Genomic DNA, 26,356 nt, shown 5'->3' on the forward strand with positions numbered 1-26,356 from the left:
GCAGCGCGCTGCCTTGGCCGCGCCAGCTGGACGCGGGACCTGGCGGGGCGGGATCAGCTGGCCCAGGGCGGGCTGTAGCGCACCTTCAGGGTGCGCACGGCCGGGTCGGCGCGCAGCGCTTCCATCAGCTTCGAGTCGATGCGCACGGCGCTCTGTCCGGACACGTCGAGCATGCCGGCGATACCGCCGTGCGGGCCCTTCAGCAGCAGGTCCAGGCGCAGGGGCGTGCGGCCGGGGCGATGGCGGTCGAGCAGGGCATCGATGCGCTCCCACACCGGCCGCTGCTGGCGCAGGTCCAGCCGCAGCGACAGGCGCGTAGCGTAGTTGGCGCAGACCTCATCGAAATCCCAGCACTGGCGGATGCGCAGGGCGTAGCCACCGTTGAATTCGTCTTCACGCAGGCCGCCCTTGACCACCAGGATGCGGTCCTTGGTCATCAGGTGGCCGAACTCGGCCATGGTGTCGGAGAACGCGCTGCACTCCACGCGTCCACGCCCGTCCTCGAGCTGGATGAAGATCTGGCTTTCGCCCTTGCGGCGAACGCCGACCACCTGGCCGGCCAGCACGGTCTGCACTTCCGGCCGCCAGCGCTTCTCACCGCCACCACCACCACCGCCGCTGCTGGCGCTCCAGATCTTTTCCACCGCGCCCAGATCGTTGCCGACCAGATCGCGCACGTCGTCGCGCCACGGATCGAATGGATGGCCGCTGAGGTAGAAGCCCAGCGTGTCGCGCTCGCCGTTCAGGCGCTGCAGCAGGGGCCACTCTTCGGCCTCCGGCAGGTCCAGCTGGATCGTCGCCGCGCTCGGGTCCGGCCCACCGAACAGCGAGTTCTGCCCGGAGGCGCGCTCGCGTGCCATCTGCTCGGTGGCCTTGATCACTTCCGGCAGCTGCAGCATCAGCGAGGCGCGGTTGCGGCCCAGCTCATCCAGTGCGCCGCAGTTTATCATCGCTTCCAGGGTGCGCCGGTTGAGCTTGGCCGAGCCGACGCGGGTACAGAAATCGAGCAGGTCGGTGTAGTTTCCGCCCCGCAGCCGCTCGTCCACCACCGCTTCGCAGGCACCCTGGCCGACACCCTTGATCGCACCCAGGCCGTACTGGATGGTGTCCGGCGTGGCTGCCTCGAACATGAAGGCGGACTGGTTCACCTTCGGCGGCAGCACGGTCAGGCCGAGGTTGCGCACCTCGTCGAGGAAGCCGACCACCTTGTCGGTGTTGTCCATGTCCGAAGACAGCGTGGCCGCCATGAACTCGGCCGGGTAATGGCGCTTGAGCCACGCGGTCTGGTAACTGACCAGCGCGTAGGCAGCGGCGTGCGACTTGTTGAAGCCGTAGCCGGCGAACTTCTCCATCAGGTCGAAGATCTCGTCGGCCTTGGGGCCGTCGACGCCGCCCTTGGCCGCGCCCTCGCGGAAGATCTCGCGGTGCTTGGCCATTTCGGCCGGCACCTTCTTGCCCATCGCACGACGCAGCAGGTCGGCGCCGCCCAGCGAGTAGCCGCCGACGATCTGCGCCATCTGCATCACCTGCTCCTGGTACACCATGATGCCGTAGGTGTCCTTGAGGATGGCTTCGGTGCGCGGATCGGGATAGATGATCTCTTCCTGCCCGTGCTTGCGCGCGTTGAAGGACGGAATCAGGTCCATCGGGCCGGGGCGGTACAGCGACACCAGCGCGATCAGGTCTTCGAAACGGTCGGGGCGTGCGTCCTTCAGCAGGCGGCGCATGCCGGAGGATTCGAACTGGAAGACCGCACCGGTGTTGCCGTTGGCGAAGATGTCCTTGTAGGTCGGCGCGTCGTCCAGCGGGATCGCCGCGATGTCCACCGGCGGAATGCCGGCGCGCGCGTGGCGCTTGTTGATCGCCTTCACTGCCCAGTCGATGATGGTCAGCGTGCGCAGGCCAAGGAAGTCGAACTTCACCAGGCCCACTTCTTCGACGTCGTTCTTGTCGAACTGGGTGACCGGATTCTTGCCGATGCCGTTCTCGTCGTGTTCGGCGTACAGCGGGCAGAACTCGCTCAGCGGCTCGGGGCCGATCACCACGCCACCGGCGTGCTTGCCGGCGTTGCGGGTGAGGTCTTCAAGCTGCAGCGCCAGATCGATCAGGTCACGGACATCGTCTTCGGTTTCGTAACGCTGGATCAGCTCGGCCGATGCCATCTCCGAGCCCGGGCCTTCCTTGCCCTTGCCGAGCGCATCCTTCAGGTGGATGCCGAGGATGTTCGGGATCAGCTTGGAGACGCCGTCAACCAGGCCATAGGGGAAACCGAGCACACGGCCGGAATCGCGCACCACGGCCTTGGCGGCCATGGTGCCGTAGGTGATGATCTGGCTGACGCGTTCGCGCCCGTATTTGCGTGCGACGTAGTCGATCACTTCGTCGCGGCGGTCCATGCAGAAATCGATGTCGAAGTCGGGCATCGACACGCGTTCCGGATTCAGGAACCGCTCGAACAGCAGGTTGTAGGGCAGCGGATCCAGGTCGGTGATCTTCAGCGCCCACGCCACCAGCGAACCGGCACCGGAACCACGGCCCGGGCCGATCGGGATGCCCTGGTTCTTGCCCCACTGGATGAAGTCGGCCACGATCAGGAAGTAGCCGGGGAAACCCATCTTGATGATGGTATCGAGCTCGAATTCGAGGCGCTCGAAGTACTCCTCGCGGGTCTTGCCCGGCGCCAGCGGATTCTTCTGCAGGCGTTCTTCCAGGCCGTCGCGCGACATCTTCTGGATCCAGGTATCCAGGGTCTCGTCGTCCGGCACCGGGTAGTTGGGCAGGAAGTAGGTGCCCAGCCGCATCTCGATGTTGCAGCGCTCGGCCAGCGCCAGCGTGTTGTCGATCGCATCGGGGATGTCGGCGAACAGCGCGCACATCTCCTCGGCCGACTTCAGGTACTGCTGGTCACTGTACTCGCGCGGCCGCTTGGGATCGTCCAGCACGCGGCCGGTCGAGATGCACACACGTGCCTCATGCGCGCTGAAGTCCGACGGTGCAAGGAAGCGCACATCGTTGCTGGCCACCACTGGCAGGCCGCGCTGGCCGGCGGCCATCAGCGCGAAGCGGTTGAAGGCCTCCTCGCCATCGCGGCCGGTGCGGGTCAGCTCCAGGTGCAGGCCATCGCCGAACACCCGCTGCCAGTCGGCCAGATGCTGCTCGGCAAGGTCGTGCTTGCCGTCCAGCGCCAGGCGCCCGGCCAGGCTCTCGCGCCCGGCCAGCGCGAACAGGTTGGCGTTGCCCGCCTTCAACCAGTCCGGATGCACGGCGACGCCGCCTTCCGGACGATGGCCCTCCATCCAGGCACGGGTCAGCAGCCGTGACAGGCTCAGGTAGCCTTCGCGGTCGCGGCACAGCAGGGTCATCCGCCACGGGTCCTGGCCCTCCTCGGCGATCATCACGTCGGCGCCGGCGATCGGCTTGATGCCCACGCCTTCGGCTGCCTTGTAGAACTTGATCAGGGCGAACAGATTGTTGAGGTCGGTCACCGCCAGCGCGGGCAGGCCCAGCTCGACCGAGCGTGACAGCAGGTTGGCCTGCTTTGCCTTCTTCGGGTCGGCCTGGTCCGGCTTGGCCGGCACACGGATGGTCGAGTCCGCCAGCGAGAACTCGGTGTGGACGTGGAGATGTACGAAACGGGAGTTGGACATGCCGGACCAGGTTGGAGCGCGGGGGCCCCGGGTGCCGACGGGAGTTCGTCGCCGGGGTCGGGAAGCGCTGGAATGCCCGGTCAGGGTAGCGAGGGCAGGGAGAGGCGACAAGCTCTTGACGGCGCGTCGATTGCGCGAACATGCCGCCGGGCATGGCCCGGCGCTACCGCCGCAATGTGGGCGCACGATGCCGCCGGGCCATGCCCGGCGGCGGTTGTTCAGGCGATGGCCGCGGCCGCCGGGTTTTCCAGGCATTCACGCACCGGGGCGAAACTGCGCCGGTGCTCGCCACAGGGGCCGTGTTCACGCAGTGCCGCCAGGTGGGCCGGAGTGCCGTAGCCCTTGTGCTGGTCGAAACCGTAGTGCGGATGCTGTACGTGCAGGTCCTGCATGTACCGGTCGCGCGACACCTTGGCCAGGATCGACGCCGCCATGATCGCGCGGTCGATGCCATCGCCACCAACCAGCGCCTGCGCCGGCAGTACCAGCCCCTTCGGAACCACGTTGCCGTCGATGCGGGCGAAGCCGGCCACGTGGGCCACGGCCGCCACCACGTCGCGCATGCCCTGCAGGGTGGCCTGGTAGATGTTCAGGCGGTCGATCGCTGCTACGTCCACCAGCACCACATGCCAGGCCAGGGCGCGATCGATGATTCGATCGTACAGCTGCTCGCGGCGCGCGGCGGTGAGCTGCTTGGAGTCATCCAGGCCGTTGATGCGCGGGCGGGCAGGATCGAATACCACCGCCGCGACGGCGACCGGCCCGGCCAGCGGGCCACGGCCGGCCTCATCGACACCGGCGACCAGGCGGTCCGGTTCAACCCGCAGTGAACCGTCGAACAGGGCCAGGCTGGCTGCGGCGGCGTGGCGGCGGCTCATGCCTTGTCCAGTTCGCGTACCAGCAGCTCGCCGACAGCGTCGGCGGCGCGTGCCGAGGCATTGCGGCGCAGGCGTTCATGCAGGCGCGAATAGGTTCCCTGCAGGTCGGCGGCCCGTTGCGGATGGTCGAACCACTGCTGGATGGCGGCGGCCAGCTTGTCCGGCGTGCAGTCGTGCTGCATCAGCTCCGGTGCCAGGTCCTGGCCGGCCAGGATGTTGGGCAGGGCGAAGCGGTCGACCTTGATCAGGCCCAGCGCCTTGACCAGGCGGTAGGTCAGTTCGTTGACGCGATAGCCGACCACCATCGGCCGCTTCACCAGCATGGCTTCCAGGGTCGCGGTACCGGAGGCGAGCACCACCACGTCGGCGGCGATCATGGCGTCGCGGGCCTGGCCATCAAGCACATGCGAGTAGGCGACCGGCAGCGCCGAACGCGACAGCTGTTCCTCGATCAGGCGACGGCAGGCGGCATTGGCGGCAGGCACCACGACGTGCAGCCCCGGAATCCGTTCGGAAACCTGCCACGCGGCCTCGAAGAACGGCTCGCCCAGGCGCGAGATCTCGCCCAGGCGGCTGCCCGGCAGCACCGCCAGCACCTTGGCCGTGGCCGGCAGGCCCAGCGCGGCACGGGCTTCGTCGCGGTTGCCCTGCAGCGGAATGTCATCGGCCATCGGATGACCGACAAAGCGCGCGTCGATTCCGTGCCGGGCGTAGATGGGGGGTTCCATCGGGAACAGGCACAGCACGAGGTCGGCACTGTTGCCGATCTTCTCGGCGCGCTTCTCGCGCCACGCCCAGACCGAAGGGCTGACGTAATGCACGGTGCGCACGCCACGCTGCTTCAGCCAGCGCTCGATGCCCAGGTTGAAGTCCGGCGCATCGATGCCGATGAACACGTCCGGCTGCCACTCGAGCGCGCGCTGGCGGAAGGCCGAGCGCAGCTTCAACAGGCGCGGCAGGTGGCGCAGGACTTCGGTCAGCCCCATCACCGCCAGTTCGCTGGCGTCGTGCCAGGTCTGGCAACCGGCATTGCGCATGGCATCGCCGCCGATGCCGGCGAACTCGGCGTTCGGGAAGCGGGCCTTCAACTCGCGCACCAGGCCGGCACCGAGCAGGTCGCCGGAGGCCTCACCGGCCACCAGTGCGATCCGCAGCGGCCGCTCGCTGAGCACCCGCTGTGCAGGCACGCTGCCGGCCAGGGAGGCCAGCGGAATGACAGCGGCGCCGGCCGGCGCCTGGCCGGACGTGCTGCTCATCGCAGCAGGGGCCTCTCTGCGTGTTCGATGAACTCCAGCATGGACTTCACGTCCTCGCTGTCGCGCGCCTGTTCCACCAGCTGCTGCTTGGCTTCGGCCAGCGGCAGGCCGGCCACGTACAGGGTCCGGTAGGCACGCTTGATGGCGGAGATGCGTTCGGCATCGAAACCGCGGCGCTTCAGGCCTTCACTGTTGATGCCGCGCGGACGGCCCAGCGAATCGGAGCCCACCATGGTGAACGGCGGAACATCGCCGTTGGTCAGCGCACCCATGCCGAGGAAGGCGTGGGCGCCGATGCGGCAGAACTGATGGGCACCGGCGAAGCCGCTGATGATCACGTAGTCGCCGACAGTAACGTGGCCGGCCAGCGTGGTGTTGTTGGAGAACACGCAGGCGTTGCCGACGTGGCAGTCGTGTGCCACATGCGTATAGGCCAGCATCCAGTTGTCGTCACCGATCGTGGTGATGCCACCGCCGCCGCCGGTACCGCGGTTGACGGTGACGAACTCGCGGAACACGTTGCGGTCGCCGATCACCAGTTCGGTGCGTTCACCGGCGAACTTCTTGTCCTGCGGCTCGCCGCCGATGGCTGCGTGGCCGATGAAGCGGTTGTCGCGGCCGATCCGGGTCGGTCCGAGAATGCTGCAGTGTGGGCCGACGACCGTGCCTGCGCCGATGTCCACATCGGCACCGATCAGGGTGAAGGCACCGACCTGCACATCGTCGGCCAGCCGGGCGGACGGGTCGATGACGGCGGTGGGGTGGATCCGTGGGGCGTTGTCAGTCATTCCTGGCTCCGTTATGGCTCAGCCCTTGGCACCGGCGCACATGACCTCGGCAGAGGCCACCACTTCGCCGTTGACCTTGGCTTCGCCGTAGTACCAGCCCATGTTGCGGATCAGCCGCTTCATCTGCACGTCCAGCAGCAGCACATCGCCCGGCACCACCTGCTTGTTGAAGCGGGCGTTCTCCACCTTGACCATGTAGAACAGCTTGGACTGCGCATCGCGGCCGAGCGAGAGCTGGGTCATCACACCGCCGGCCTGCGCCAGTGCCTCGATGATCAGCACGCCGGGCATGATCGGGCGGCCCGGGAAATGGCCCTGGAAGAACGGCTCGTTGATGCTCACGTTCTTCTGGGCAAGGATGCGCTTGGCGTCCACATCCAGCTCGAGGACCTTGTCCACCAGCAGGAACGGGTAGCGGTGCGGGATCAGCTCCTGGATCTGGAGGACATCGATCGGAAGCTGCAGCGTGTCGTTCATTCTTTCTCCTTGCTCACAGCCAGGATGCGCCGGGCCAGCGTATCGAGCTGCTTGAAGCGCGCGGCGTTCTTGCGCCACGTGCGGTTGTCGGTCAACGGGGTGCCGGACGAATACTCGCCCGGCTCATGGATGGAGTTGCGCACCACCGATTTGCCGGTGATCACGACCTTGTCGCAGATCTCCAGGTGGCCGACCACGCCTACGTGGCCGCCGAGCAGGCAGTAACGTCCGATCTTGGCGCTGCCGGCAATGCCGGTGCAGCCAGCGATGGCCGAGTGCGCGCCGATCTGCACGTTGTGTGCGATCTGCACCAGGTTGTCCAGGCGCACGTCTTCGTCCAGCACGGTGTCTTCCAGCGCGCCGCGGTCCACGCAGGTGTTGGCGCCGATTTCGCAGTCGTCGCCGATGCGCACGCCGCCAAGCTGCGGCACCTTGATCCACCTGCCCGCGTCCATCGCCAGGCCGAAGCCATCGGCGCCGAGCACGGCGCCGGGGTGGACGCGCACACGCTTGCCCAGCCGGACGCGGGTGACCAGGGTGACCCGCGCAATCAGTTCGCAGCCGTTGTCCAGGCTGCAATCCTCGCCGATCACGCTGCCGGTGCCGATGATGCAGTTCTCGCCGACCACGCTGCGGGCGCCGATGGACACGAACGGACCGATATGGGCGCTGGCTGCGACCTGGGCAGTGGGATCGATGACGGCGCTGGGATGGATGCCCGGCGGGCGCGTCGGTGCGATGTCGAACAGCGCGGCGATCTTGGCGAAGGTGGTGTACGGGTCCTTGGCCACGAGCGCGGCGCCGGGAGCCGCCTCGGCATCGTCGGCACGCAGTACCACCAGCGAGGCCTGGCTGTCGGCCAGCTGGGTGCGATAGCGCGGATTGGCGAGGAAGGTCAGCTGGCCTGGGCCGGCATGGGCGAGGGTGGCCACGCCATGGATGGCGGTGGCGGGGTCGCCATGGACCTGCAGGCCGAACTGCTCGGCGAGTTGCTGGGCGGTGTAGGAGGGAGTATTCACGGCGGGAGTTTAACGTGTGACGCCATTGCGGTCATGCGGGGGGCAGTTGTGCAGCCAACGGCGGGGCCCCTCGCGGCCGGCAGAGCCAGGCTCATGGGCTGGGTCGGACGGGTCGGGGCTGCGGGGGACGGCGCAAGTACGTCCCTGTAGCCTTGATCGCCGCATCCATGCGGCTCACACCCCCGCAGCCCCGACCCGCCCGACCTCTGACAGCGTGGCGCGAGTGCCAGCCGCGGAAAACAGAAAAGATCAAAAGCAGATCGTGCGCTTCAGCCATCCGGGTTAAACGAAAACGCCGGGCAGAGCCCGGCGCTTCGTACCCCGTCTGGTGGAGAGCCCCCCTTCTGTTAAGGGGGGCGCGCCAGCGGCGCGGGGGATAGGGGGTAGGTCGGGACCCACTGCTTGCGCAGCAAGCCGCGGCGCACCTTCGGTGGTCAGTTCTTAGAACTGCCCACCGAAGGTGAATTGCAGACGCTCGATCTTGTCGTCGTCTTCCTTCTTCAGCGGGAACGCATAGCTGATCGAGATCGGACCGACCGGGGCACGCCACAGCAGGGCCACACCGGTGGACACGCGCAGCTCGTTGGCCTTGAAGTTCTTGGTGCCGTTGTAGACGTTGCCGAAGTCGACGAAGGCCGACACGCGCGCCGAGGGGCTGTCGAACAGGCGCGGGAAGTAGGCTTCCACCGAGCCGACCGTCTTCACCGAGCCGCCCAGCGGCTGGCCGTCCGGGTACCCCGGGGTGATTTCGCGCGGGCCCAGCGTATTGTCCTCGAAGCCGCGCACCGAGTTGGTACCGCCGGCGTAGAAGTTCTCGTAGAACGGCAGGCCGCTGGCGGTCACCGTCTTCACGTAGTCCGGCGAGTTCGGGTTGCAGTTCACGGTCTGCACCGGGTTCGGGTTGGCCGCGGTCGGCTCGGTGTAGCAGAGATCACGCGAGGTGTCCTTGCCGTAGCTGTCGCCGTAGCCGATTTCCGCGCGCGTGTTGATCACCAGCGACGGCATGATCGGCCAGTACTTGGAGATCTGGTAGTTCAGCTTGTAGTACTCGACGGTCGAACCCGGCAGCGTGGTCTCCAGGCCGATGCGCTGGTAGGTACCGCGGGTCGGCATGAAGTAGTCGTTGCGCGAGTCGCGTGCCCAGCCGAGCTCGGTGCGCCAGGCATGGAAGGTGCGGCGGCCGACGGCGTTGATGTAGTCGATGATCGATTGCGGCGTCGCGTTCTGGTACGTCGAGATCTGGTTGCTGTCGATGCCGAACATCAGCGAGACCGAGTCGGTTTCGGTCAGCGGCACGCCGAACACCACCTGCGCGGCACCGTTGGTGCTGTTGTACTGCGCGGTGTTGAAGTCGGAGTAGTCCAGTTCGCGCCAGGACAGGTTGTAGCCCAGCGACACGCCGTCATCGGTGAAGTACGGGTTGGTGTAGCTGAAGCCATAGCGCTGCAGGTAGCTGCTGCGCGAGGCTTCCACCGACACGCGGTTGCCGCCGCCGAGGAAGTTGTTCTGCGACAGCTGCACGGAAGTGGTCATGCCGTAGGACTGCGAGTAGCCCAGGCCGAACACGAAGCTGCCGGAGGTGGTTTCCTTGACGTTGTAGACGACGTCGACCTGGTCGTTGCTGCCGCTGACGGCCGGGGTTTCCACATCCACCGATTCGAAATAGCCCAGGCGCTGCAGGCGGATCTTGGAGCGGTCGATCGCGGCCTGCGAGTACCAGCTGTTCTCGAACTGGCGCATTTCGCGACGCATCACCTCGTCGGAGGTGCGGGTATTGCCGCGGAAGACGATACGACGCACCGACACGCGTGGGCCCGGCACCACCTGCATGTTGATGGCAACGGTCTGGTCAGCACGGTTGGTGGTCGGGATCGGGTTCACCTTGGCGAACGCGTAGCCGATGTTGGACAGCGAGTTGGTGATCGTGTCCGAGCTGAATTCCAGCAGCGCCCGCGAGAAGGTGTCGCCGGACTTCTGGATCACCATGCGCTCCACGTCCTCCTGCGGGAGGATGGTGTCGCCGCTGACCTTGATCTCGGAGATCTTGTACTGCTCACCCTCGGTCACGCCGGCGGTGAGGAACATGTCGCGCTTGTCGGGGCTGATCGACACCTGGGTGGAGTCGATGCTGAAGTCGACGTAGCCACGGTCGAGGTACCACGAGTTCAGCTTTTCCAGGTCGCCGGACAGCTTCTCCTTGGAGTACTGGTCATCGCGGCGGTACCACGAGGCCCAGTTGTGCTCCTTGGATTCCCAGGTTTCCAGGATGTCCTTGCTGTCGTACTTCTCGGTGCCGACCAGGTTGACATGGCGGATCTTGGCCGCCTTGCCTTCCTTGATCGCGATGGCGATGTCCACACGGTTGCGGTCCAGCGGGCTCACCGTCGGGGTGATCTCGACGTTGTACTTGCCGCGGTCGTTGTACTGGCGGCGCAGTTCCTGGGTCACGCGGTCCAGGCTCAGGCGATCGAACGTGCCACCTTCGGTCAGGCCGATGTCGGACAGGCCCTTCAGCAGCTGGTCGGACTTGATGTCCTTGTTGCCGGTCACGGTCAGCTTGTTGATCGCCGGGCGTTCCTTGACCGTCACCACCAGGATGTTGCCCTGGCGGTCCAGCTGCACGTCCTCAAAGAAGCCGGTCTTGTACAGGGCGCGGATGGTTTCGCCGACCTTGCTGTCGGTGACCGTCTCGCCACGCTCCACCGGCAGGTAGGTGAATACCGTACCCGAGCTGATGCGCTGCAGGCCGTCGACGCGGATATCGCTGACAGTGAAGGGCTCGGCTGCCTGGGCCAGGGCGGGAGCGCCGGTGACGGCGGCGAGGGCGAGGGCCAGCAGGCGGCGATTGGGGAGTCGCGTCATGTCACGTCCGGTAGGAAGGTCGATTTCATTGGTGCGGGATGCCGACGCTGTAGACGGCAACAACGTGGAAAAGTTCATCGCGGGACCAGGCCGAGGATGTCGTTGTAGAACGCCAACCCCATCAGCCCGGCCAGCAACGCCAGGCCGATGTATTGGCCGGCGGCGATGGCACGCTCGCTCAGCGGGCTGCCCTTGACCAACTCGATAAGGTAATACAGCAGGTGGCCGCCGTCCAAGATCGGGATCGGCAGCAGATTGATGATGCACAGGCTCAGCGACAGCAGCGCGAGGAACTGCAGGAACCAGTCGAGCCCACGTTTGGCCGATACATTGGCCACACGGGCGATGGTGACCGGGCCGGAAACGTTCTGCAGCGAGGCCTTGCCGGTCACGATGCGGGCCATCATGCCCAGCGAGTCGGCGGCCAGCCGGCCGGTTTCACGCACCGCCACGGTGACCGCGTCCAGGGGCCCGTAACGCAGCAGGGTGTCGTAGGCCGGGCTGTAGGTGGTGGGGAAACCGACGCCGATCTGCCAGACCGGCTCGCCCTTGCCGTCCTTGCCCTGGCGCGGAGTCACTTCCAGTGCCAGCCGCTCGCCGCCACGCAGGACTTCGATCATGCCGGGGCCGCCGGTGCGGCCCAGGGCCTGGATTTCGCCGATCACCTGGTCGACGCTGTCAATGCGCTGCCCGTCGATGGCCACGATGAGGTCGCCCGGCTGCAGCTGGCCCGCAACAACGGAATCCGGTGTGAGCCTGTCGACCAGGGCGGGCTGCAGCCATGACTGCCAGTACAGGCCCGCCAGGATCGGCACCCGCCGTTCATCGAAGCCTGCCGGCAGCTGCGACAGCGGCAGGGTACGGGCATGCACCTGATCGCTGCGGTCGATCACGTCCAGCGTGACATCACGACGGTCCATCGCTGCCGCGGTCAGGGCCATGCTGGCCTCGCCCAGGGTGCTGACCGGGCGGTCGTCCACGCGCAGCACGCGGTCACCACTGTTGAGCCCCGCCGTCGCCGCGATGCCGCTGGTGCGGCCGAGGGTGGGCGAATAGTCCTGCTTGCCGATCACGAACATCGCCCACAGCAGCAGGATGCACAGCAGCAGGTTGGCGACCGGCCCGGCAGCAACGATGGCGATGCGCTGCCAGACCGTCTTGTGGTTGAACGCCTGGCCGCGTTCCTGCGGATGCACCTCGACTTCGCGCTCGTCGAGGAATTTCACATAGCCGCCCAGCGGAATCGCAGCAATGGCGAATTCGGTTCCATGCCGGTCGCGCCGCGACCACAGCGGCCGGCCAAAGCCGACAGAGAAGCGCAGCACCTTGACTCCGCACAGGCGGCCGACCCAGTAATGCCCGAGCTCGTGGAAGGTGACCAGCAGCCCCAGGCTGACAATCATCCACCAGACCGATCCGATGAAGTCAGTCATGCAGGCTCACGTTGGCGGGCAGGGGCGGCGGCGTCATGCAGGGCTGGGCAGGCGGGCGGTTCAGGCGGCGTCGATGGCGTTCAGGGTCAGCAGGCGTGCGCGCTGGTCGGCGGACAACAGGACCTCCAGTGTATCGGCTGGCTCGGTCGGCAGTGTTGAAAGAGCGTTAGCAACCAGCGCCGGGATGGTCAGGAAACCGATCCGGCCCTGAAGAAACGCTGAAACGCCCTCTTCGTTGGCGGCGTTCAGCATCGCCGGGGCGGTGCCACCGGCGCGCATCGCCTGCCAGGCCAGCGCCAGGCAGGGGAAGGCCTCGGTATCGGGCGCCTCGAAATCCAGCCGACCCTGCGCCAGCAGATCCAGCCCGGCCACGCCCGAGGCGATGCGTTGCGGCCAGCCCAGGCCAACGGCCAGGGTGGTGCGCATGTCCGGCAGGCCCATCTGCGCCAGGGTCGAGCCGTCGACGAATTCGACCAGCGAATGGACCAGGCTCTGCGGATGGACCAGCACCTCGATGCGTTCACCCGGCACGGCGAACAGGTGGTGGGCCTCGATCACTTCCAGGCCCTTGTTCATCAGGGTCGCGGAATCGACCGAGATCTTCGGCCCCATCGACCACTTCGGGTGGGCCACGGCCTGGGCCGGGGTGACCTGCGCCAGTTCGGCGCGGCTGCGGCCACGGAACGGGCCACCGGAGGCGGTGAGCAGGATCCGGCGCACCCCGGCGCCTTCGAGGCTGGCGTCGCGCGAGCGCAGGCACTGGAAGATGGCGCTGTGCTCGCTGTCGATCGGGATGATCTCGGCCCCGGCACGTTCGGCGGTACGGGTCAGCAGTTCGCCCGCCAGTACCAGTGATTCCTTGTTCGCCAGCAGGATGCGCTTGCCCGCGGCGGCGGCGGCCAGGGTCGAGGACAGCCCTGCCGCGCCGACGATGGCGGCCACCACGGTGTCGCAGGCGTCACTGGCGGCCAGCTGGTCCAGCGCTGCCTGGCCGGCGTGGGCCTGGGTCGCCAGGCCGGCCTCGCGCAGACCGTCGCGCAGCGCAGGGTACAGGGCCTCGTCGGCGATCACCGCGTGCAGGGGCTGATGCTGGCGGCACAGCGCAAGCAGCGCCTGCACCTGGCGGCCGGCGGCAAGCACGGTGGCCCGGTAGCGCTGCGGATGGCGCGCGATCACATCCAGGGTGGAGGCACCGATCGATCCGGTGGCGCCGAACACGGCGACCCGGCGCAGGTCTGCTGCTGCATGCATGGTCAGAATCCGAAGATTTCCTTGCCCAGCGCGAACACCGGCACGGCTGCCAGGACGCCGTCGACACGGTCGAGCACGCCACCATGGCCCGGGATCAGGTTGCCCGAGTCCTTGGCACCGGCATGGCGCTTGATCAGGCTCTCAAACAGATCGCCCAGCACCGAGGCCAGCACGGCGACCACGGACGTGATCAGCAGGCCCGGCAGGTGGGCCAGGTCGATACCGGCCAGCCAGCCCAGGCCGACGGCCACGGCCACGCCGGCCAGCAGGCCGCCGACCAGGCCTTCCCAGGTCTTGTTCGGGCTGATGCGCGGGGCCAGCTTGTGCCTGCCGAAGCGGCGGCCGGCAAAGTAGGCGCCCGAATCGGCGGCCCAGACCAGCGCCAGCGCGGCCAGCAGCCACAGATGCCCCTGCTGGCCGGGCGGGTCGCCGCCGGCGTGGATCAGCACCAGTGCGGCCCAGGCCGGCACGATGGCCAGTGTGCCGGCCAGCAGCTTGAGGATGCGCGCGGGGCTGCCCGGCTGTGCACCGAAGTTGAAGAAGCGCAGCCAGACCAGCGCCGCCAGCCACCAGGCGACGCCGACCAGCGTGGTGATCTGGAACAGCACCAGGGTACTGCCGTCGGCCCACACCAGCAGCACCATCAGCAGCAGGTTCAATACCAGCAGCACGGTGCGCGCCAGGGTGTCTTCGACGTCGGCCAGCTTCAGCCATTCCCACAGGCCGATCAGCAGGACGGCGGCGGCCGCGGCGGCCAGCCATTGCGTCGGCAGCAGCAGGATCGCGGCAATGGCGACCGGCGCCATGATCAGCGCGGCGAGGACTCGGGTCTTGGTCATGGGCTGGACGTCTCGGTGGCCAGGGCGGCGATCTGGGCGCTGGTCAGGCCGAAGCGGCGCTCACGGCCCGCATAGGCATCCAGCGCCTGTTGCAGCATCGCGGCGTCGAAGTCCGGCCACAGTGCCTCGGTGAACCACAGCTCGGTATAGGCCAGCTGCCACAGCAGGAAATTGCTGATGCGGGTGTCGCCACCGGTGCGGATGAACAGGTCCGGTGCCGGCAGGTCGGCCAGGGCCATCTGCCGGCCCAGCAGCGCCTCGTCGATCTGTTCGGGCAGCAGGCGACCGGCCGCCACTTCGGCAGCCAGTGCGCGCGCCGCGCGGGCGATGTCCTGGCGGCCGCCATAGCTGGCGGCGATCGACAGGGTCAGCGTGGTGTTGCCGGCGGTGCGCTGTTCGGCCAGCTGCATGCGGCTGACCAGCGAGGCGCCGAAGCGCTCGCGCTCGCCGATGAAGCGCACGCGCACGCCGCGGCGGTGCAGCTCGTCCACTTCGCGGTCGAGCGCACCCAGGAACAGCTTCATCAACGCATCGACTTCGTCCTGCGGCCGGCCCCAGTTCTCGCTGGAGAAGGCGAACAGGGTCAGCGCCGGGATGCCCAGTTCAAGGCAGCGCTCGATGGTGCGGTTGACCGCGCGCGCGCCGGCACGGTGGCCGATCACGCGCGGGCGGCGGCGCTGCTGTGCCCAGCGTCCGTTGCCATCCATGATGATGGCGACGTGGCGGGGCAGGGCGGCCGGCAGGGGAGGCGGGACTGAAGGCATCGACTTCAGACCGACAACAGTTCCTTTTCCTTGTCCGCGACGACCTTGTCGACATCCTTGATGTTGCTGTCGGTCAGCTTCTGGATATCGTCTTCGCCGCGCTTCTTCTCGTCTTCGCTGATCGCCTTGTCCTTGACCAGCTTGGCGATTTCCTTGTTCGCGTCCTGACGGATGTTGCGGATCGCGATCTTGGCGCCTTCGCCTTCCTTCTGCACCTGCTTGACCAGTTCCTTGCGGCGCTCTTCGGTCGGCGGCGGCATGTTGATGCGGATCGCGGTGCCCAGCGTATTCGGGGTGAACTCGGCGTTGTACAGCCCCTTCTCGATCTCCTTGATCATGCTCTTGTCGAACGGCGTGACCAGCAGCGAGTGGGCGTCGGCGTTGGAGATCGAGGCGACCTGGTTCAGCGGGGTGCTGGCATTGCCGTAGGCATTGACGGTGACGCGGTCCAGCAGGGCCGGAGTAGCACGCCCGGTGCGGATCGAGGTGAGGGTGTGCTTCAGAGCGTCGATGCTCTTGGCCATGCGCGTCTGCGCGTTGTTCTTGATGTCGTTGAGCATCGCCCGGGTCCTGGATGTAACTGGAATCGGGCGATTATAGGCGAATACGGGACGCTGCCGGGCCTGGATCGGCCCGGGCGTCGCCTTGCGCTCAGGCTCAGGCCGGGTCGCGGCCCTGGACCAGGGTGCCGATGTTCTCGCCGCTGAGGATCTTCAGCAGCTCGCCCGGCTGGCCCATGTCGAACACCCGCATCGGCAGATCGCTGTCGCGGGCCAGTGCGAAGGCGGCGGTGTCCATCACTTCCAGGCCGCGGCGGATCACCTCGTCGTAGCTCAGGCTGTCGAAGCGGATCGCGTCGCTGTGCTTGTTCGGATCCTTGTCGTACACGCCATCGACCTTGGTGGCCTTGAGCAGCAGGTCCGCACCGATCTCGATGGCACGCAGGGCTGCGCCGGAATCGGTGGTGAAGAAGGGGCTGCCGACGCCGGCGGCGAAGATCACCAGCCGGCCTTTTTCCAGGTGACGGATGGCGCGGCGGCGGATGTAGTCCTCGCACACGTCGTTGATCTTGATCGCGCTCATCACGCGGGCCTTGGCGCCCAGCTTCTCCAGGGCGTCCTGCATGGCCAGCGCGTTGATGACGGTGGCCAGCATGCCCATCTGGTCGCCGGTGACCCGGTCCATGCCGCCGGCAGCGAGGCCGGCGCCGCGGAAGATGTTGCCGCCGCCGATCACCAGTGCCACTTCGGCCCCTGCCTGCTGGGCCTCGATCACTTCACGGGCCAGGCGGTTGATGACCTTCGGGTCGATGCCGTAGTCCTCGTCTCCCATCAGCGCCTCCCCGGAGAGTTTCAGCAGGATGCGGCGATAGGCGAGCTTGGACATGGGGACCTCGGGTGCGTGGAAATCGCGGGCGATTCTACGCGCATGCGGCGCCCGGCCAAAGTGTTTTGTGCACTGCGGCGCAAAATCGGCTGGATCGCCCCGCTCATCGGGGCGTCCCGTTCAGCCCGCTTCGAGGCCGGCAGTGGCGGACAGTTCGTCGTGGCCCAGCGCGCCGGGGGAGCGGGCGATCACCCGGTTGCGGCCCAGGTTCTTGGATCGATACAGCACGTCATCGGCGGCGCGCAGCAGGTCCTGCACGTCGGCGAAGCGTTCGTAGCCCCCCTGCGTGGCCACGCCGGCGGAGAAGGTGACGAACAGCGGCCCTCCCTCGAGTTCGGCCATCGGCGTGGCGACGATGTTCGCCAGTACGCGCCGGATCACCTCCAGCGCTACCGATTCGCTGGTATTGGGCAGCAGCGCCACGAACTCCTCGCCACCGAAGCGGGCGACGGTGTCGCTGTTGCGCAGCTGGCCCTGCAGTTTGCCGGCGAAGGCGCGCAGCACCTCGTCGCCGGTCAGATGACCGTGAGCGTCGTTGATCTTCTTGAAGTCGTCCAGGTCGATGAAGGCCACCGAAAGCGGCCAGCCATGCCGGCCGGCGCGCAGGAATTCCTGCTCCAGCACCGCTTCCAGCTGGCGCCGGTTGAGTACGCCGGTCAGCGCGTCACGGTGGGCCTGGTCGGCCAGCCGCTTGGCGCGCGCCTCGAATTCATCGGCGCGTCGCCGTGCCTGGTCGGCATCCTGCAGTTCGCGCAGGTTGCGCAGGGTGGCCAGCTCCTGTGCGTGATCGATCAGTTCGTGCACCCGCGCCGGAGAATTCAGGCCGGCTTCGAACAGGCTGGCGATATCGGGCAGGGCATCGCTGATGCGGGCCAGGACCTGGTCGAAGCGGGCGCTGTCCAGATCCAGGCGGTCATGCACCTGCTGCAGCGCCCGTTCGCGGGCCGCGTCGGCGTCGCCGTCCAGCCAGATGTCGGCGACCGCGCCGGACAGTTGCACGCACGCCTGGAAGGGCGAATCGGCGGCGTCCTCGTCTTCGCTGTGGCTGATGCTCTCCACCAGGTAGCGCGGCAGGCCCCACTGCTCGGCCACCCAGGCGCCGACATCGGCGTGGCTGCAGCCCAGCACGTTGCGCTCGCGGGCAACCAGGTCGAGGTTGTCGCGTGCTTCACGCAGCAGGGGCAGGTAGCGCTCGGCTTCGGCCTGGGCCAGGCACAGCACGCCCATGTCCTGCAGCAGTCCGGCCAGCATCAGTTCTTCCAGGCGGCGCAGCCCGCGCGCCTGGCCAAGCTGGCTGGCAGCCAGTGCACTGAGGATGCTGCGCTTCCAGGCCCGCTGCCGCAGGTCGTGATCGGCACCGCTTCCGGTCAGTCCCTGGGTGACCGTGAAACCCAGCGCCAGACTGATGGTGGCGTTGAGGCCCAGCATGGTCAGTGCCTGGCCGAGATTCTCGATGCGCCGCCGGCTGGCATACAGCGGCGAGTTGGCGATGCGCAGCATGCGGGCGCTGAGCGCCATGTCGATGGCGATGATGTCGGCGGCGGTGGCGATGTCCGCTTCCGGATCCTGGGCCAGTTCGATGATGCGCAGGGCAATACCGGGTGGCGAGGGAAGGTTGCGGCAGAGCGCCAGGGCAGCTGTCAGCTCGGGAGGCATGGCGGATCGTTCAATTCCATTAGGGCAAGAATACCTAGGAATTCATCACAGTCTGCGACTTTCTATCCTGCTATGTGACTGAGGATTCCCTGCGCCGAGTATCGGCCTGATTCGCGCGCAACGCAAAGTTCACCGACGGCATAAAAAAAGAGCCGCGGTTCCCCGCGGCTCCTTGTGGTCGCTTCACAGCCGGAAGGCTGGACTCAGACCTGCATCGCCTTGGCAACTTCGGCGGCGTAGTCTTCCACCACCTTCTCGATGCCTTCGCCGACGACCAGCAGCTGGAAACCAGCGACGTCGGCACCGGCGGCCTTGACCACCTGCTCGACGGTCTTGTCGCCGTCCAGCACATAGGCCTGGCCGTACAGGGTCACTTCGCTGACGATCTTGTTGATCTTGCCGCTGATGATCTTTTCCAGGATATCGGCCGGCTTCGACTTGTCCTTCTCGGACATCTTGGCCAGTTCGATTTCCTTTTCCTTCTCGACGAAGTCGGCCGGAACGTCGGCGGCCTTGTTGTGCGGCGGCTTCAGCGCAGCCACGTGCATGGCCAGGCCGCGGGCCAGTTCGGCGTCGCCGCCGACCAGGTCCACCAGGACGCCGACCTTGCCATTGGTGTGCACATAGGCACCCACGGTGTTGTTGCCGTCGACCTTGGCGATGCGGCGGATCTGGATGTTCTCACCCAGCTTCTGCACGGCCAGGGCGCGGGCTTCTTCGACGGTCTCGCCGGAGGCCAGCTTGGCGGTCTTCAGCGCTTCGACGTCGGCAGCGCCCGATGCCAGGGCGGCAGCGGCAACGGCGTCGACGAAGGTCTTGAAGTTGACGTCGTTGGCGACGAAGTCGGTTTCCGAGTTGACTTCGACCAGCACAGCCTTGCCGCCGTCCTGTGCCAGGCCCAGACGGCCTTCGGCGGCCACGCGGTCAGCCTTCTTGTCGGCCTTGGCAGCGCCGGACTTGCGCAGCAGTTCCGCCGCAGCGTCGATGTCGCCGGCGGCTTCGGTCAGCGCCTTCTTGCATTCCATCATGCCGGCGCCGGTGCGCTCGCGCAGTTCCTTGACCAGGGAAGCAGTGATTTCCACGGGATTACCTCACGAAAGAAAGGGGTTGGGCCGGCATGGTGGCCGGCCCGTATGACATGGTCCTGTCACGCGCCGAGGGCGGCATGCAGGAGGGGTGGGCGCTGGGGCCCACCCCGGGGCCTGGATCAGGCCTGGGCTTCGTCGCCCTTCTTGGCGGTCTTCTTGGCCGGAGCGCGACGGGCCGGCTTCTCTTCGCCTTCAGCGGCGGCTTCAGCGAACTCTTCCTCACGCACCGAGGCGGCGTGCGGAGCAGCGGCCTTGCCTTCCAGCACGGCGTCGGCGGCGGCACGGGCGTACAGCTGCACGGCGCGGATGGCGTCGTCGTTGCCCGGGATGGCGTAATCGACCAGCTCCGGGTTGTAGTTGGTATCAACCACGGCGATCACCGGGATGCCGAGCTTCTTGGCTTCCTTGATGGCGATGTCTTCGTGGCCGATGTCGATGACGAAGATGGCGTCCGGCAGACGGTTCATGTCCTTGATGCCGCCCAGCGAGGCTTCCAGCTTGTCGCGCTCGCGACGCAGGCCCAGCACTTCGTGCTTGACCAGCTTCTCGAAGGTGCCGTCGGTTTCACCGGCTTCCAGTTCCTTCAGGCGGGCAACCGACTGCTTGACGGTACGGAAGTTGGTCAGGGTGCCGCCCAGCCAACGCTGGTTCATGAACGGCATGCCGCAACGCTCGGCTTCTTCCTTGATGGTTTCGCGGGCGCTGCGCTTGGTGCCCAGGAACAGGACGGTGCCGCGCTTCTGGGCAACCGACGAGATGAAGTTCATCGCGTCGTTGAACAGCGGGACGGTCTTTTCCAGGTTGATGATGTGGATCTTGCCGCGGGCGCCGAAGATGTACGGAGCCATCTTCGGGTTCCAGTAACGGGTCTGGTGGCCGAAGTGGACGCCGGCTTCCAGCATCTGACGCATGGTGACCTGGGGCATTGCAGTACTCCTGATATGGAACCAGCGATTCCGCCCGCGGGACAGGTATGCGGGACGCGTGGAAGCGCGATCGGTTCCGGGGTTGGGCTTCCCTGTTGCCTCCGTGGCCGAACTCCTTGCGGAGCACCCCGGCACGGATGGGGGCAGCAGGTGTGGATTCACCGGTGACGTCCGGTGTGGACGGGGTCCAGCGCACAGGGCGGCAGGACATCCCGGCGATTATAGCCCGGCGGGCGGGTTCACCGCAATTGACGGGTCCCATGCGTCCAGAACGACCTCCCGGCCGTCCTGCAGGCGGGCCCGGAAGCGGCCGCCGAGATAGCCGTCGCGGCGTGCCGGCAACGTCCAGCGCCTTTCCCGTCCTGCCAGCACATAGCCGGCCAGGCCCGGCAGCAGCACGCTGCGATGGCCGCCGGCGGACTCGAATGAAAGCCCGTCCAGGCGCGCATGCAGGCGGCCCGGGTTGTCCAGTCGCAGATGAGTCTGCGACCCGTTGGTTTCGACGCGGGCACGCACGGCCGGGCGCGCTGACGACGCAGCCGCACCCTGGAACAGCGGCAGCGAGTAGCGTGGCAGGCTGCTTCTGCTGGGGGCAAGCACGATACGGTAGGCCTGCTCGGCAGCGACCGGTACGGCGCTGCGGGGCAGCAGCCAGAGCCGCTGGCGGGCGCCGGGCGCCAGATCCAGTCGGGTCGGACTGGCCAGGATGCGGTCGCTCGGCTGCAGCCGTTCGGCGTCCAGCTGCTGCTCCCACGCCAGGATCTGCACCTCGCCCTGCCAGCGCTCGGGGCCGGGGTTGTGCAGCCAGAGTTCGGTACGGCCCCCTTCGGCGGGCAGCTGCAGGGTCGTGGGCAGCAGGTCCAGTGCGGCGGCAGGCAGCCCCGGCAGCAGCAGGAACAGGGCAAGGAGTGCGCGCATCGGCATCAGTAGATGAATGTCGGCGCGGCGGAAGCGTCGTCGGTGGGCGAGGCTGGCGCGGGGGCGAGTTCACGCAGCTGTGCCGGCAGCTGCGGGGCATCGCTGCGCTGGTGCGGAACGGCACACGCGCGGCCGCCGGCATCGCCCTGGCAGGCTTCCACTACGACCAGGCGCACCTGCACCGGGGCTGCCGGCTCGGCCCAGGCCAGGGGGGCGGCGAGCATCATCGCCAGGATCGGAACTGCGCGAACCACCTGTCATCCACCGTGCCGGGATACCTGCTGGACGCTATCGGCCGGGCGCGCCGGATCTGTAGGGGCAGGTGCTCGCGGCACCGGCTAGTAGGTGATCGTCACCTGTACCACATCGTTGTAGGTACCTGCCGGCGGCTGGCCGGTGATCGGCGGCACCCGGCCGTAGATCGTCAGCTGCTGCGCACTGCCGGTACCGGTTCCGCTGGCGGTATCGACCGTGAGCGTGTTGCCCCAGCGCTGGTTGCGTGCGCTGTCGCGGTACAGTTCATAGGCCAGGTAGTAACTGCTGCCCCCGATGGTGGTGCGCATGCGCCGGGTCGGGGTGGCCGGGGGATTGTTCTGGCCGTTGTCCAGGCCGATCTGGAATGCCGTGTTCTTCAGGCAGGTCAGGGTCAGGGTGGCGGTCTGGTCGATGTTGCTGGTGATGCTGCCGGTGACGTTGCCGAAGTCCAGAGGGGTGGTGAGGTAGCTGCCGCACTGTGGCAGCACGGTCGCGGTCGCGGTGAAGCTGAAGGCCGCGCTGGCGCTGTTGGTACCGGTGGCGCCGCCGTTGCAGGTGGCCGGTACGGTGGCGTTTCCGAGCAGCACTTCGTTCCAGGCCCAGGTCAGCACCACGTCGGCGCCGCTGAAGGTGCTGCTGTAGTTGCCCGCGGCCAGCACCTGGTTGGCGGGGATCTGTGCGAACAGCTGGGTGGACTGCGCGCCGCTGCCGCCGACCACCAGCGGCACGTTGTAGGTCATGGTCAGCTCCTGCGCTGGCGGCGTACCGCGGGGAACCAGGCCGGTGACCTGGCTGTAGCCGGCATTGTTGTAGAGCTGGAAGTTCAGGGTGTCGGGAGGGGTGCCGGTACTGGTGCGCAGGGTCCGCCAGGTGCTGCTGCTGCCACCGCCGCTGCCGGCACCGATGCCCACGCACACGCGCACGCCGGTGGTGGCCAGCAGGCTCAGCGCCGCCGTCGTGCAGGTGACGGTGATGTTCAGCGTGGCCGAGGTGGGGCCGGGGGCATTGCTGTTGACGTTGCCGAACGGCAGGGTGGGGTTGGCGGTGGCCGTGCACACCGCCGCCGCGTGCGCCGGTGTGGCGGCCAGCAGGCCGAGCACGAGCAGCAGTCCGAGCAGGGGCACCTTCATGGCGCCACCTCGGGAATGCACGGTACCGGTGCCGGGCGGGGCCGGGCGCCGCTGGCAGCCACTTCCGGTGTGGCCGGTACTTTCACCCGGCACTGGCTGCGGCTGGTGGTGATGTACAGCACGCTGCCCGGCGCCACGTCCTCCAGGTACAGCAGGCCGTCGTAGCCGACGGTGGCCTGGCGACCCTGCGGCAGCTGCACTTCGCTGCCCACCTCCAGCGGTTGTCCGGCCATGTCCTGCAGGACCAGGGTCAGCGACGGCCGCGAGCGCAGATGGAACGTCACGCCGGTGCCGGCGCGCTGGCGGGGTGTCACCCAGTCCTCGACGCGGTCGGCGCGCATGTCCGCCGGCAGGTCGAGAGTGTCGATGGAGACCCGGTTGCGCTGCCACGACAGCAGGGGGCTGACCAGCAGCAGGCCACGGTCGTCGGTGACGCCGATCAGGCGGTTTTCCAGCCGTACCGGGACACCGGCGACGCCGCTGGTGCTGACCACCGCGAAGGCATCGGAGACCTCGCGGGTGGCAAAGGTGTGCCCGTCCATCCACACCAGGCTGCCGCTGGCGCTGGCATAGGCGTAGTCAATGCCGGCCTGGCGCGATGCGCCGAGCGCGTAACGCCCCACGTCGTTGAGGATGCCGACCTCGGCCAGGCCGCCTGTGCCCTCGTCGCCCCCGCGCACCTGCGCGCGCCAGCCGATGCCGCCGGCACTGCCATCGCCGGGGACCGGCTGGGTGATATCGGCCACCCAGGCCTGGCTGTCGCCGTTGCGCTGGCTGGAGAGGCTGGCCTGGCGGTTGTTGCCGAGGCTGGCGCTCACTGACAGGTAGATGTTGCGGTCGTCACTGCTGTCCAGGTTCTGGTTGACCGACAGGTAGGCCGACCAGCGCTGGCTCCAGGTACGCGACCAGAACAGGCTGGCATAGCGGTTGTCGTCGCCATCGGGGTAGCGCAGCCGCAGGTAGCTTGCGCTCAGCGTTCCCAGCCCCAGCAGATCGAGACCGGCAGTGGCCTGTTCGCTGATGCGCGGGGGCAGATTGTCCTGCAGCGCGCCGAGATCACGGTAGTCGCCGTGGGTGCGTACGCTGCGCACATTGAAATTGAAGCGGCGGTTGTTCCAGCTGTAGCCCAATGCCCATTGGCCGCCCTGCAGGCCCTGCAGGCGGCTGTGCGCATAGGCGGCATTGAACACGCCGGCCTCGCCCGCCAGCCACCAGCCACCGACGCCGGCCTGCAGCAGGCCGCCACCGCCTTCGGCGTGCGCTTCGCCGGTGAAGGTGTCGCTGATGCCACCACGCCAGCTGGCACTGGCCACCGTGCGGCTGTCGTACTCGAAGGAGCGTTCGCCGAACGCTTCGCGCAGTTGTCCGGCACCGACCGACCAGTCGGACAGGCCCTTGGCCAGCAGCTGCTGGGTGCCATAGAAGCTGAAATCCAGCGTCTGCATGCGGCCGAAGGCATCGGTCACCACAACCTGCGCGGTGCCGGTGCCGCTGATGCCCGGCTGTGCCGCCAGCTGGAACGGTCCGACCGGCACCTGGCCGCTGTACTGGCGCAACCCGTCGACGTACAGCTCCACCGTTGACGGCACCACCGCCTCGCCCAGGAAGCCGGGCGTCGGTGTCAGCACGCGGTAGGGCTGCAGCCCGTAGTTGCGTCCGACCTGCACGCCGCCCAGGCGCACCGGCCGGGTCCAGTCGACAAAGCCGCTGTAGAAATCACCGATCTCCAGCGTGGTCGCCGACTCGGGAAAATCCAGTGTCCAGTGCGTATCCAGGCGCACGCTTTCGCTGCGCCAGTGACGGTCGTCCGGCTGCTGGTAGCGACGGGTGACCGCCGTGTTCTCGAAGGTGCCGCTGCCGATGCCGAACAGGCGCAGTTCCGAGCTCAGGGTAAGGTTGCCGAGTGTTTCGATGCGGCTGCCGTACACGTCGTAGTTGAGCAGCAGGCCCGGCGAGGCGCTGCCAGCCGGCGCACGCACCTGCGGGCGGCCGAGCAGGGTGGTGGGCAGGGTCAGCTGGTCCAGCGGCACATCCAGCGCCAGTGTCTGCAGCTGGGCGTCGTAGCGCGCGACCACGCCGCTGATCTGATCCAGAAACACCGGTGCATCGCCGGTGGCGCTGAAGCCGAGCTGGCGCAGCACCTCCGGACTGGCCTGCAGGCGGCCACGTGCTTCAGTGAAGGGCAGCAGGCCGCGCGGCGTGCTGTTCAGTGAGACGTCCAGGTACAGCGTCTGGCTGGCCGTCAGCGGTGTCGGGGGAGGCAGCAGGGCATCGGCGGAGACGCCGGAGATGCCGGACACGTCGGCGGCCGGAGCCGCGGGAACCCACGCGGCAGCGAGCACCGTGCCCACCACCGCCTCAGCGAGCCGGTGGCGGCGATAGCGGTGTCTGCGTCGACTCGCCATTGATCTTGGCCGTGATCTGGTCGTTGTCCCGGTCGACCGCCGTGCGCTCCACGGGCCAGCGCATCACCTGGCCGGGCAGCACATAGCCCAGCAGGCCGGGGTGGACGATACGCGGGCGTTCGACACTGCCCAGCGCCAGGTCGGCGATCTGCGCGTAGCTGTCGCCGGAATTGCCGATCTCGACGCCACTGCGACCATCGTCCAGCCGCAGCAGGCGTGCCTGCAGGCGCGGCGCCGGCGTGCCCCCAGCCGGCTGGATGAACACCGGGATCGAATAGCGCAGCACGAACTGCATGCCGCTGGCGCGGGTGGCCAGGTCCGGCACTTCGTCGACGATCAGGCGGTAATGCTGCTGGGAGGCCGGTGCCTCGCTGTCCGTGCGCATCACCCGCACCAGCTGCTGCTGGCCTGCGGCCAGTTCCTGCATCGGTGGAGTTGCCAGTAGCCCATCGGCAGGCAGCAGCTGCTCATTGCCATCCTGCTGGACCCAGCGGAACACCCGCACCTGCAGCTTCACCGGCGCGGTCCCGCTGTTGGTCAGCCACAGCTCGGCGGCACGCTGGCGGGGCTCCAGCTGCAGGGTGGTGGGCGCGACCTGCAGACTGGTGGCGGCGGAGGTGGCCATGGCGCTGGCCAGCAGGCAGGCGAGCAACGCCACGCCGGCGGCGCGCCACAGGCGGGGTCGGGACATGGAGGCGTGCTCCATCAATAAGTGATCGTGGCGGTGATCGTGTCCAGGTAGTTGCCGGCGGCCGCGTTGTTGGTGCTCAGGTTCAGGATCTGGCCGTAGACGATGTAGGGGACCGCCAGGCCCGTGCCGATGCCGGCCTGGGTATTGGTGCCGGTCGTCGACCCCCAGACCAGGCTGTGTGCCGCGTCGCGGTACAGCTGGTAACCGACGTAGTTGTTGGCGGTCACCGCCGCGTCGGTGTTCTTCATGCGCCGGGTGGTGACGTCGCCGGCCGTACCGGCGTTCGCACCCGCGTTCAGCGCGATCGTATACGGGGTCAGCGCAGAGCACTGGGCGGTCACCGTGCCCTGGCCCAGGGTAGGTATCGCGGTGGTCGATGCGGCGGTACCGAAGTCGACGTTGGTGGCGGCCGCGGCCGTGATCGTGCAGGCCTTGGTGACCACGAGGGTGACGTTGAAGGTGGTGGTATCGGCCGCCAGCGCCGGGCCGGCCAGCAGCAGCGCGATCATGGCCCCGGCAAGGGAGGAGCGCAGTGGGATTCGCATGGACAACCTCCTTGACCCGAAGGTCCGTTGAACAAGGCGAAGGCGGCACGTTCGGGGCCGCTTCGGCGACGCTGGCGCCAGCTTAGGACCGCCAAGTGTCTGTAATCCGTGATAAACAGGGGCTGCGGAATGTGGGCGCGAT

General features: G+C 67.6%; 22 protein-coding genes. All 22 read right to left on the reverse strand.

The window, feature by feature from the left end; translation table 11 throughout:
- Window positions 1–53: 53 nt before the first annotated feature.
- Window positions 54–3,647 (reverse strand): DNA polymerase III subunit alpha, encoded by a 3,594-nt coding sequence (gene dnaE / locus N8888_RS05775; RefSeq protein WP_065174693.1) that lies wholly within the window; start codon window positions 3,645–3,647, stop codon window positions 54–56.
- A gap of 218 nt (window positions 3,648–3,865) precedes the next feature.
- Complete coding sequence (locus N8888_RS05780; protein ID WP_065181173.1) at window positions 3,866–4,525, reverse strand: ribonuclease HII; 660 nt, start codon at window positions 4,523–4,525, stop codon at window positions 3,866–3,868.
- Entirely contained in the window at window positions 4,522–5,781 is a 1,260-nt protein-coding gene (gene lpxB, locus N8888_RS05785; protein ID WP_053519895.1) for a lipid-A-disaccharide synthase, read from the reverse strand. Before lpxB ends, N8888_RS05780 begins: the two co-directional genes overlap by 4 nt.
- On the reverse strand, window positions 5,778–6,569 hold the full coding sequence (lpxA, locus tag N8888_RS05790; protein ID WP_053519894.1) for an acyl-ACP--UDP-N-acetylglucosamine O-acyltransferase: 792 nt from the start codon (window positions 6,567–6,569) through the stop codon (window positions 5,778–5,780). Before lpxA ends, lpxB begins: the two co-directional genes overlap by 4 nt.
- An 18-nt stretch (window positions 6,570–6,587) precedes the next feature.
- A complete protein-coding gene (fabZ, locus tag N8888_RS05795; RefSeq protein ID WP_053519893.1) occupies window positions 6,588–7,046 on the reverse strand; it encodes a 3-hydroxyacyl-ACP dehydratase FabZ in 459 nt (152 codons plus the stop codon).
- Window positions 7,043–8,065 (reverse strand): UDP-3-O-(3-hydroxymyristoyl)glucosamine N-acyltransferase, encoded by a 1,023-nt coding sequence (lpxD, locus tag N8888_RS05800; protein ID WP_053519892.1) that lies wholly within the window; start codon window positions 8,063–8,065, stop codon window positions 7,043–7,045. The genes fabZ and lpxD overlap by 4 nt, the downstream gene beginning before the upstream one ends.
- Window positions 8,066–8,506: 441 nt before the next feature.
- Entirely contained in the window at window positions 8,507–10,927 is a 2,421-nt protein-coding gene (gene bamA / locus N8888_RS05805; RefSeq protein ID WP_065174695.1) for an outer membrane protein assembly factor BamA, read from the reverse strand.
- Between the two features lie 74 nt (window positions 10,928–11,001).
- Window positions 11,002–12,360, reverse strand: coding sequence for an RIP metalloprotease RseP (rseP, locus tag N8888_RS05810; protein ID WP_053518305.1), 1,359 nt, complete (start codon window positions 12,358–12,360; stop codon window positions 11,002–11,004).
- A 60-nt stretch (window positions 12,361–12,420) separates the two neighbouring features.
- Window positions 12,421–13,611, reverse strand: coding sequence for a 1-deoxy-D-xylulose-5-phosphate reductoisomerase (dxr, locus tag N8888_RS05815; RefSeq protein ID WP_263177860.1), 1,191 nt, complete (start codon window positions 13,609–13,611; stop codon window positions 12,421–12,423).
- A gap of 2 nt (window positions 13,612–13,613) precedes the next feature.
- Entirely contained in the window at window positions 13,614–14,450 is an 837-nt protein-coding gene (locus N8888_RS05820) for a phosphatidate cytidylyltransferase (RefSeq protein WP_074900963.1), read from the reverse strand.
- Entirely contained in the window at window positions 14,447–15,214 is a 768-nt protein-coding gene (gene uppS, locus N8888_RS05825) for a polyprenyl diphosphate synthase (protein WP_065174698.1), read from the reverse strand. Before uppS ends, N8888_RS05820 begins: the two co-directional genes overlap by 4 nt.
- Window positions 15,215–15,219: 5 nt before the next feature.
- Window positions 15,220–15,774, reverse strand: coding sequence for a ribosome recycling factor (frr, locus tag N8888_RS05830; protein ID WP_053518312.1), 555 nt, complete (start codon window positions 15,772–15,774; stop codon window positions 15,220–15,222).
- Between the two features lie 97 nt (window positions 15,775–15,871).
- A complete protein-coding gene (gene pyrH, locus N8888_RS05835) occupies window positions 15,872–16,600 on the reverse strand; it encodes a UMP kinase (RefSeq protein WP_263177861.1) in 729 nt (242 codons plus the stop codon).
- A gap of 120 nt (window positions 16,601–16,720) precedes the next feature.
- Window positions 16,721–18,256: a sensor domain-containing diguanylate cyclase gene (locus tag N8888_RS05840; RefSeq protein WP_111185787.1), complete on the reverse strand. Its 1,536-nt coding sequence runs from the start codon at window positions 18,254–18,256 to the stop codon at window positions 16,721–16,723.
- 203 nt (window positions 18,257–18,459) lie between these two features.
- Entirely contained in the window at window positions 18,460–19,338 is an 879-nt protein-coding gene (gene tsf / locus N8888_RS05845) for a translation elongation factor Ts (protein ID WP_053518318.1), read from the reverse strand.
- A 125-nt stretch (window positions 19,339–19,463) separates the two neighbouring features.
- Window positions 19,464–20,270: a 30S ribosomal protein S2 gene (gene rpsB / locus N8888_RS05850; RefSeq protein ID WP_053518321.1), complete on the reverse strand. Its 807-nt coding sequence runs from the start codon at window positions 20,268–20,270 to the stop codon at window positions 19,464–19,466.
- Between the two features lie 219 nt (window positions 20,271–20,489).
- Window positions 20,490–21,188: a fimbrial biogenesis chaperone gene (locus N8888_RS05855; protein ID WP_263177862.1), complete on the reverse strand. Its 699-nt coding sequence runs from the start codon at window positions 21,186–21,188 to the stop codon at window positions 20,490–20,492.
- Window positions 21,189–21,193: 5 nt separating this feature from the next.
- The gene (locus N8888_RS05860; protein ID WP_229765838.1) at window positions 21,194–21,442 is read right to left on the reverse strand and encodes a hypothetical protein; all 249 of its coding nucleotides are present in this window, start codon (window positions 21,440–21,442) and stop codon (window positions 21,194–21,196) included.
- Between the two features lie 84 nt (window positions 21,443–21,526).
- A complete protein-coding gene (locus N8888_RS05865; RefSeq protein ID WP_263177863.1) occupies window positions 21,527–22,573 on the reverse strand; it encodes a Csu type fimbrial protein in 1,047 nt (348 codons plus the stop codon).
- Window positions 22,570–24,924: a fimbria/pilus outer membrane usher protein gene (locus N8888_RS05870; protein ID WP_263178357.1), complete on the reverse strand. Its 2,355-nt coding sequence runs from the start codon at window positions 24,922–24,924 to the stop codon at window positions 22,570–22,572. The genes N8888_RS05865 and N8888_RS05870 overlap by 4 nt, the downstream gene beginning before the upstream one ends.
- A gap of 7 nt (window positions 24,925–24,931) precedes the next feature.
- Window positions 24,932–25,684: a fimbrial biogenesis chaperone gene (locus tag N8888_RS05875; RefSeq protein ID WP_065174701.1), complete on the reverse strand. Its 753-nt coding sequence runs from the start codon at window positions 25,682–25,684 to the stop codon at window positions 24,932–24,934.
- A complete protein-coding gene (locus tag N8888_RS05880; RefSeq protein ID WP_263177864.1) occupies window positions 25,684–26,214 on the reverse strand; it encodes a Csu type fimbrial protein in 531 nt (176 codons plus the stop codon). Before N8888_RS05880 ends, N8888_RS05875 begins: the two co-directional genes overlap by 1 nt.
- Between the last annotated feature and the right edge of the window lie 142 nt (window positions 26,215–26,356).

This window comes from Stenotrophomonas maltophilia (genome assembly GCF_025642255.1).
Taxonomy (GTDB): Bacteria; Pseudomonadota; Gammaproteobacteria; order Xanthomonadales; family Xanthomonadaceae; genus Stenotrophomonas; species Stenotrophomonas maltophilia_P.

Bases quoted from the DNA above. Each gene is read 5' to 3' on its own strand.
- pyrH (WP_263177861.1), bottom strand. From the start codon at position 16,600: ATGTCCAAGCTCGCCTATCGCCGCATCCTGCTGAAACTCTCCGGGGAG.
- N8888_RS05875 (WP_065174701.1), bottom strand. From the start codon at position 25,684: ATGGAGCACGCCTCCATGTCCCGACCCCGCCTGTGGCGCGCCGCCGGC.
- dxr (WP_263177860.1), bottom strand. From the start codon at position 13,611: ATGCATGCAGCAGCAGACCTGCGCCGGGTCGCCGTGTTCGGCGCCACC.
- bamA (WP_065174695.1), bottom strand. From the start codon at position 10,927: ATGACGCGACTCCCCAATCGCCGCCTGCTGGCCCTCGCCCTCGCCGCC.
- dnaE (WP_065174693.1), bottom strand. From the start codon at position 3,647: ATGTCCAACTCCCGTTTCGTACATCTCCACGTCCACACCGAGTTCTCG.
- N8888_RS05840 (WP_111185787.1), bottom strand. From the start codon at position 18,256: ATGCCTCCCGAGCTGACAGCTGCCCTGGCGCTCTGCCGCAACCTTCCC.
- rpsB (WP_053518321.1), bottom strand. From the start codon at position 20,270: ATGCCCCAGGTCACCATGCGTCAGATGCTGGAAGCCGGCGTCCACTTC.
- rseP (WP_053518305.1), bottom strand. From the start codon at position 12,360: ATGACTGACTTCATCGGATCGGTCTGGTGGATGATTGTCAGCCTGGGG.
- N8888_RS05865 (WP_263177863.1), bottom strand. From the start codon at position 22,573: ATGAAGGTGCCCCTGCTCGGACTGCTGCTCGTGCTCGGCCTGCTGGCC.
- N8888_RS05880 (WP_263177864.1), bottom strand. From the start codon at position 26,214: ATGCGAATCCCACTGCGCTCCTCCCTTGCCGGGGCCATGATCGCGCTG.
- lpxB (WP_053519895.1), bottom strand. From the start codon at position 5,781: ATGAGCAGCACGTCCGGCCAGGCGCCGGCCGGCGCCGCTGTCATTCCG.
- frr (WP_053518312.1), bottom strand. From the start codon at position 15,774: ATGCTCAACGACATCAAGAACAACGCGCAGACGCGCATGGCCAAGAGC.
- uppS (WP_065174698.1), bottom strand. From the start codon at position 15,214: ATGCCTTCAGTCCCGCCTCCCCTGCCGGCCGCCCTGCCCCGCCACGTC.
- lpxA (WP_053519894.1), bottom strand. From the start codon at position 6,569: ATGACTGACAACGCCCCACGGATCCACCCCACCGCCGTCATCGACCCG.
- N8888_RS05820 (WP_074900963.1), bottom strand. From the start codon at position 14,450: ATGACCAAGACCCGAGTCCTCGCCGCGCTGATCATGGCGCCGGTCGCC.
- fabZ (WP_053519893.1), bottom strand. From the start codon at position 7,046: ATGAACGACACGCTGCAGCTTCCGATCGATGTCCTCCAGATCCAGGAG.
- N8888_RS05780 (WP_065181173.1), bottom strand. From the start codon at position 4,525: ATGAGCCGCCGCCACGCCGCCGCAGCCAGCCTGGCCCTGTTCGACGGT.
- N8888_RS05855 (WP_263177862.1), bottom strand. From the start codon at position 21,188: ATGCGCGCACTCCTTGCCCTGTTCCTGCTGCTGCCGGGGCTGCCTGCC.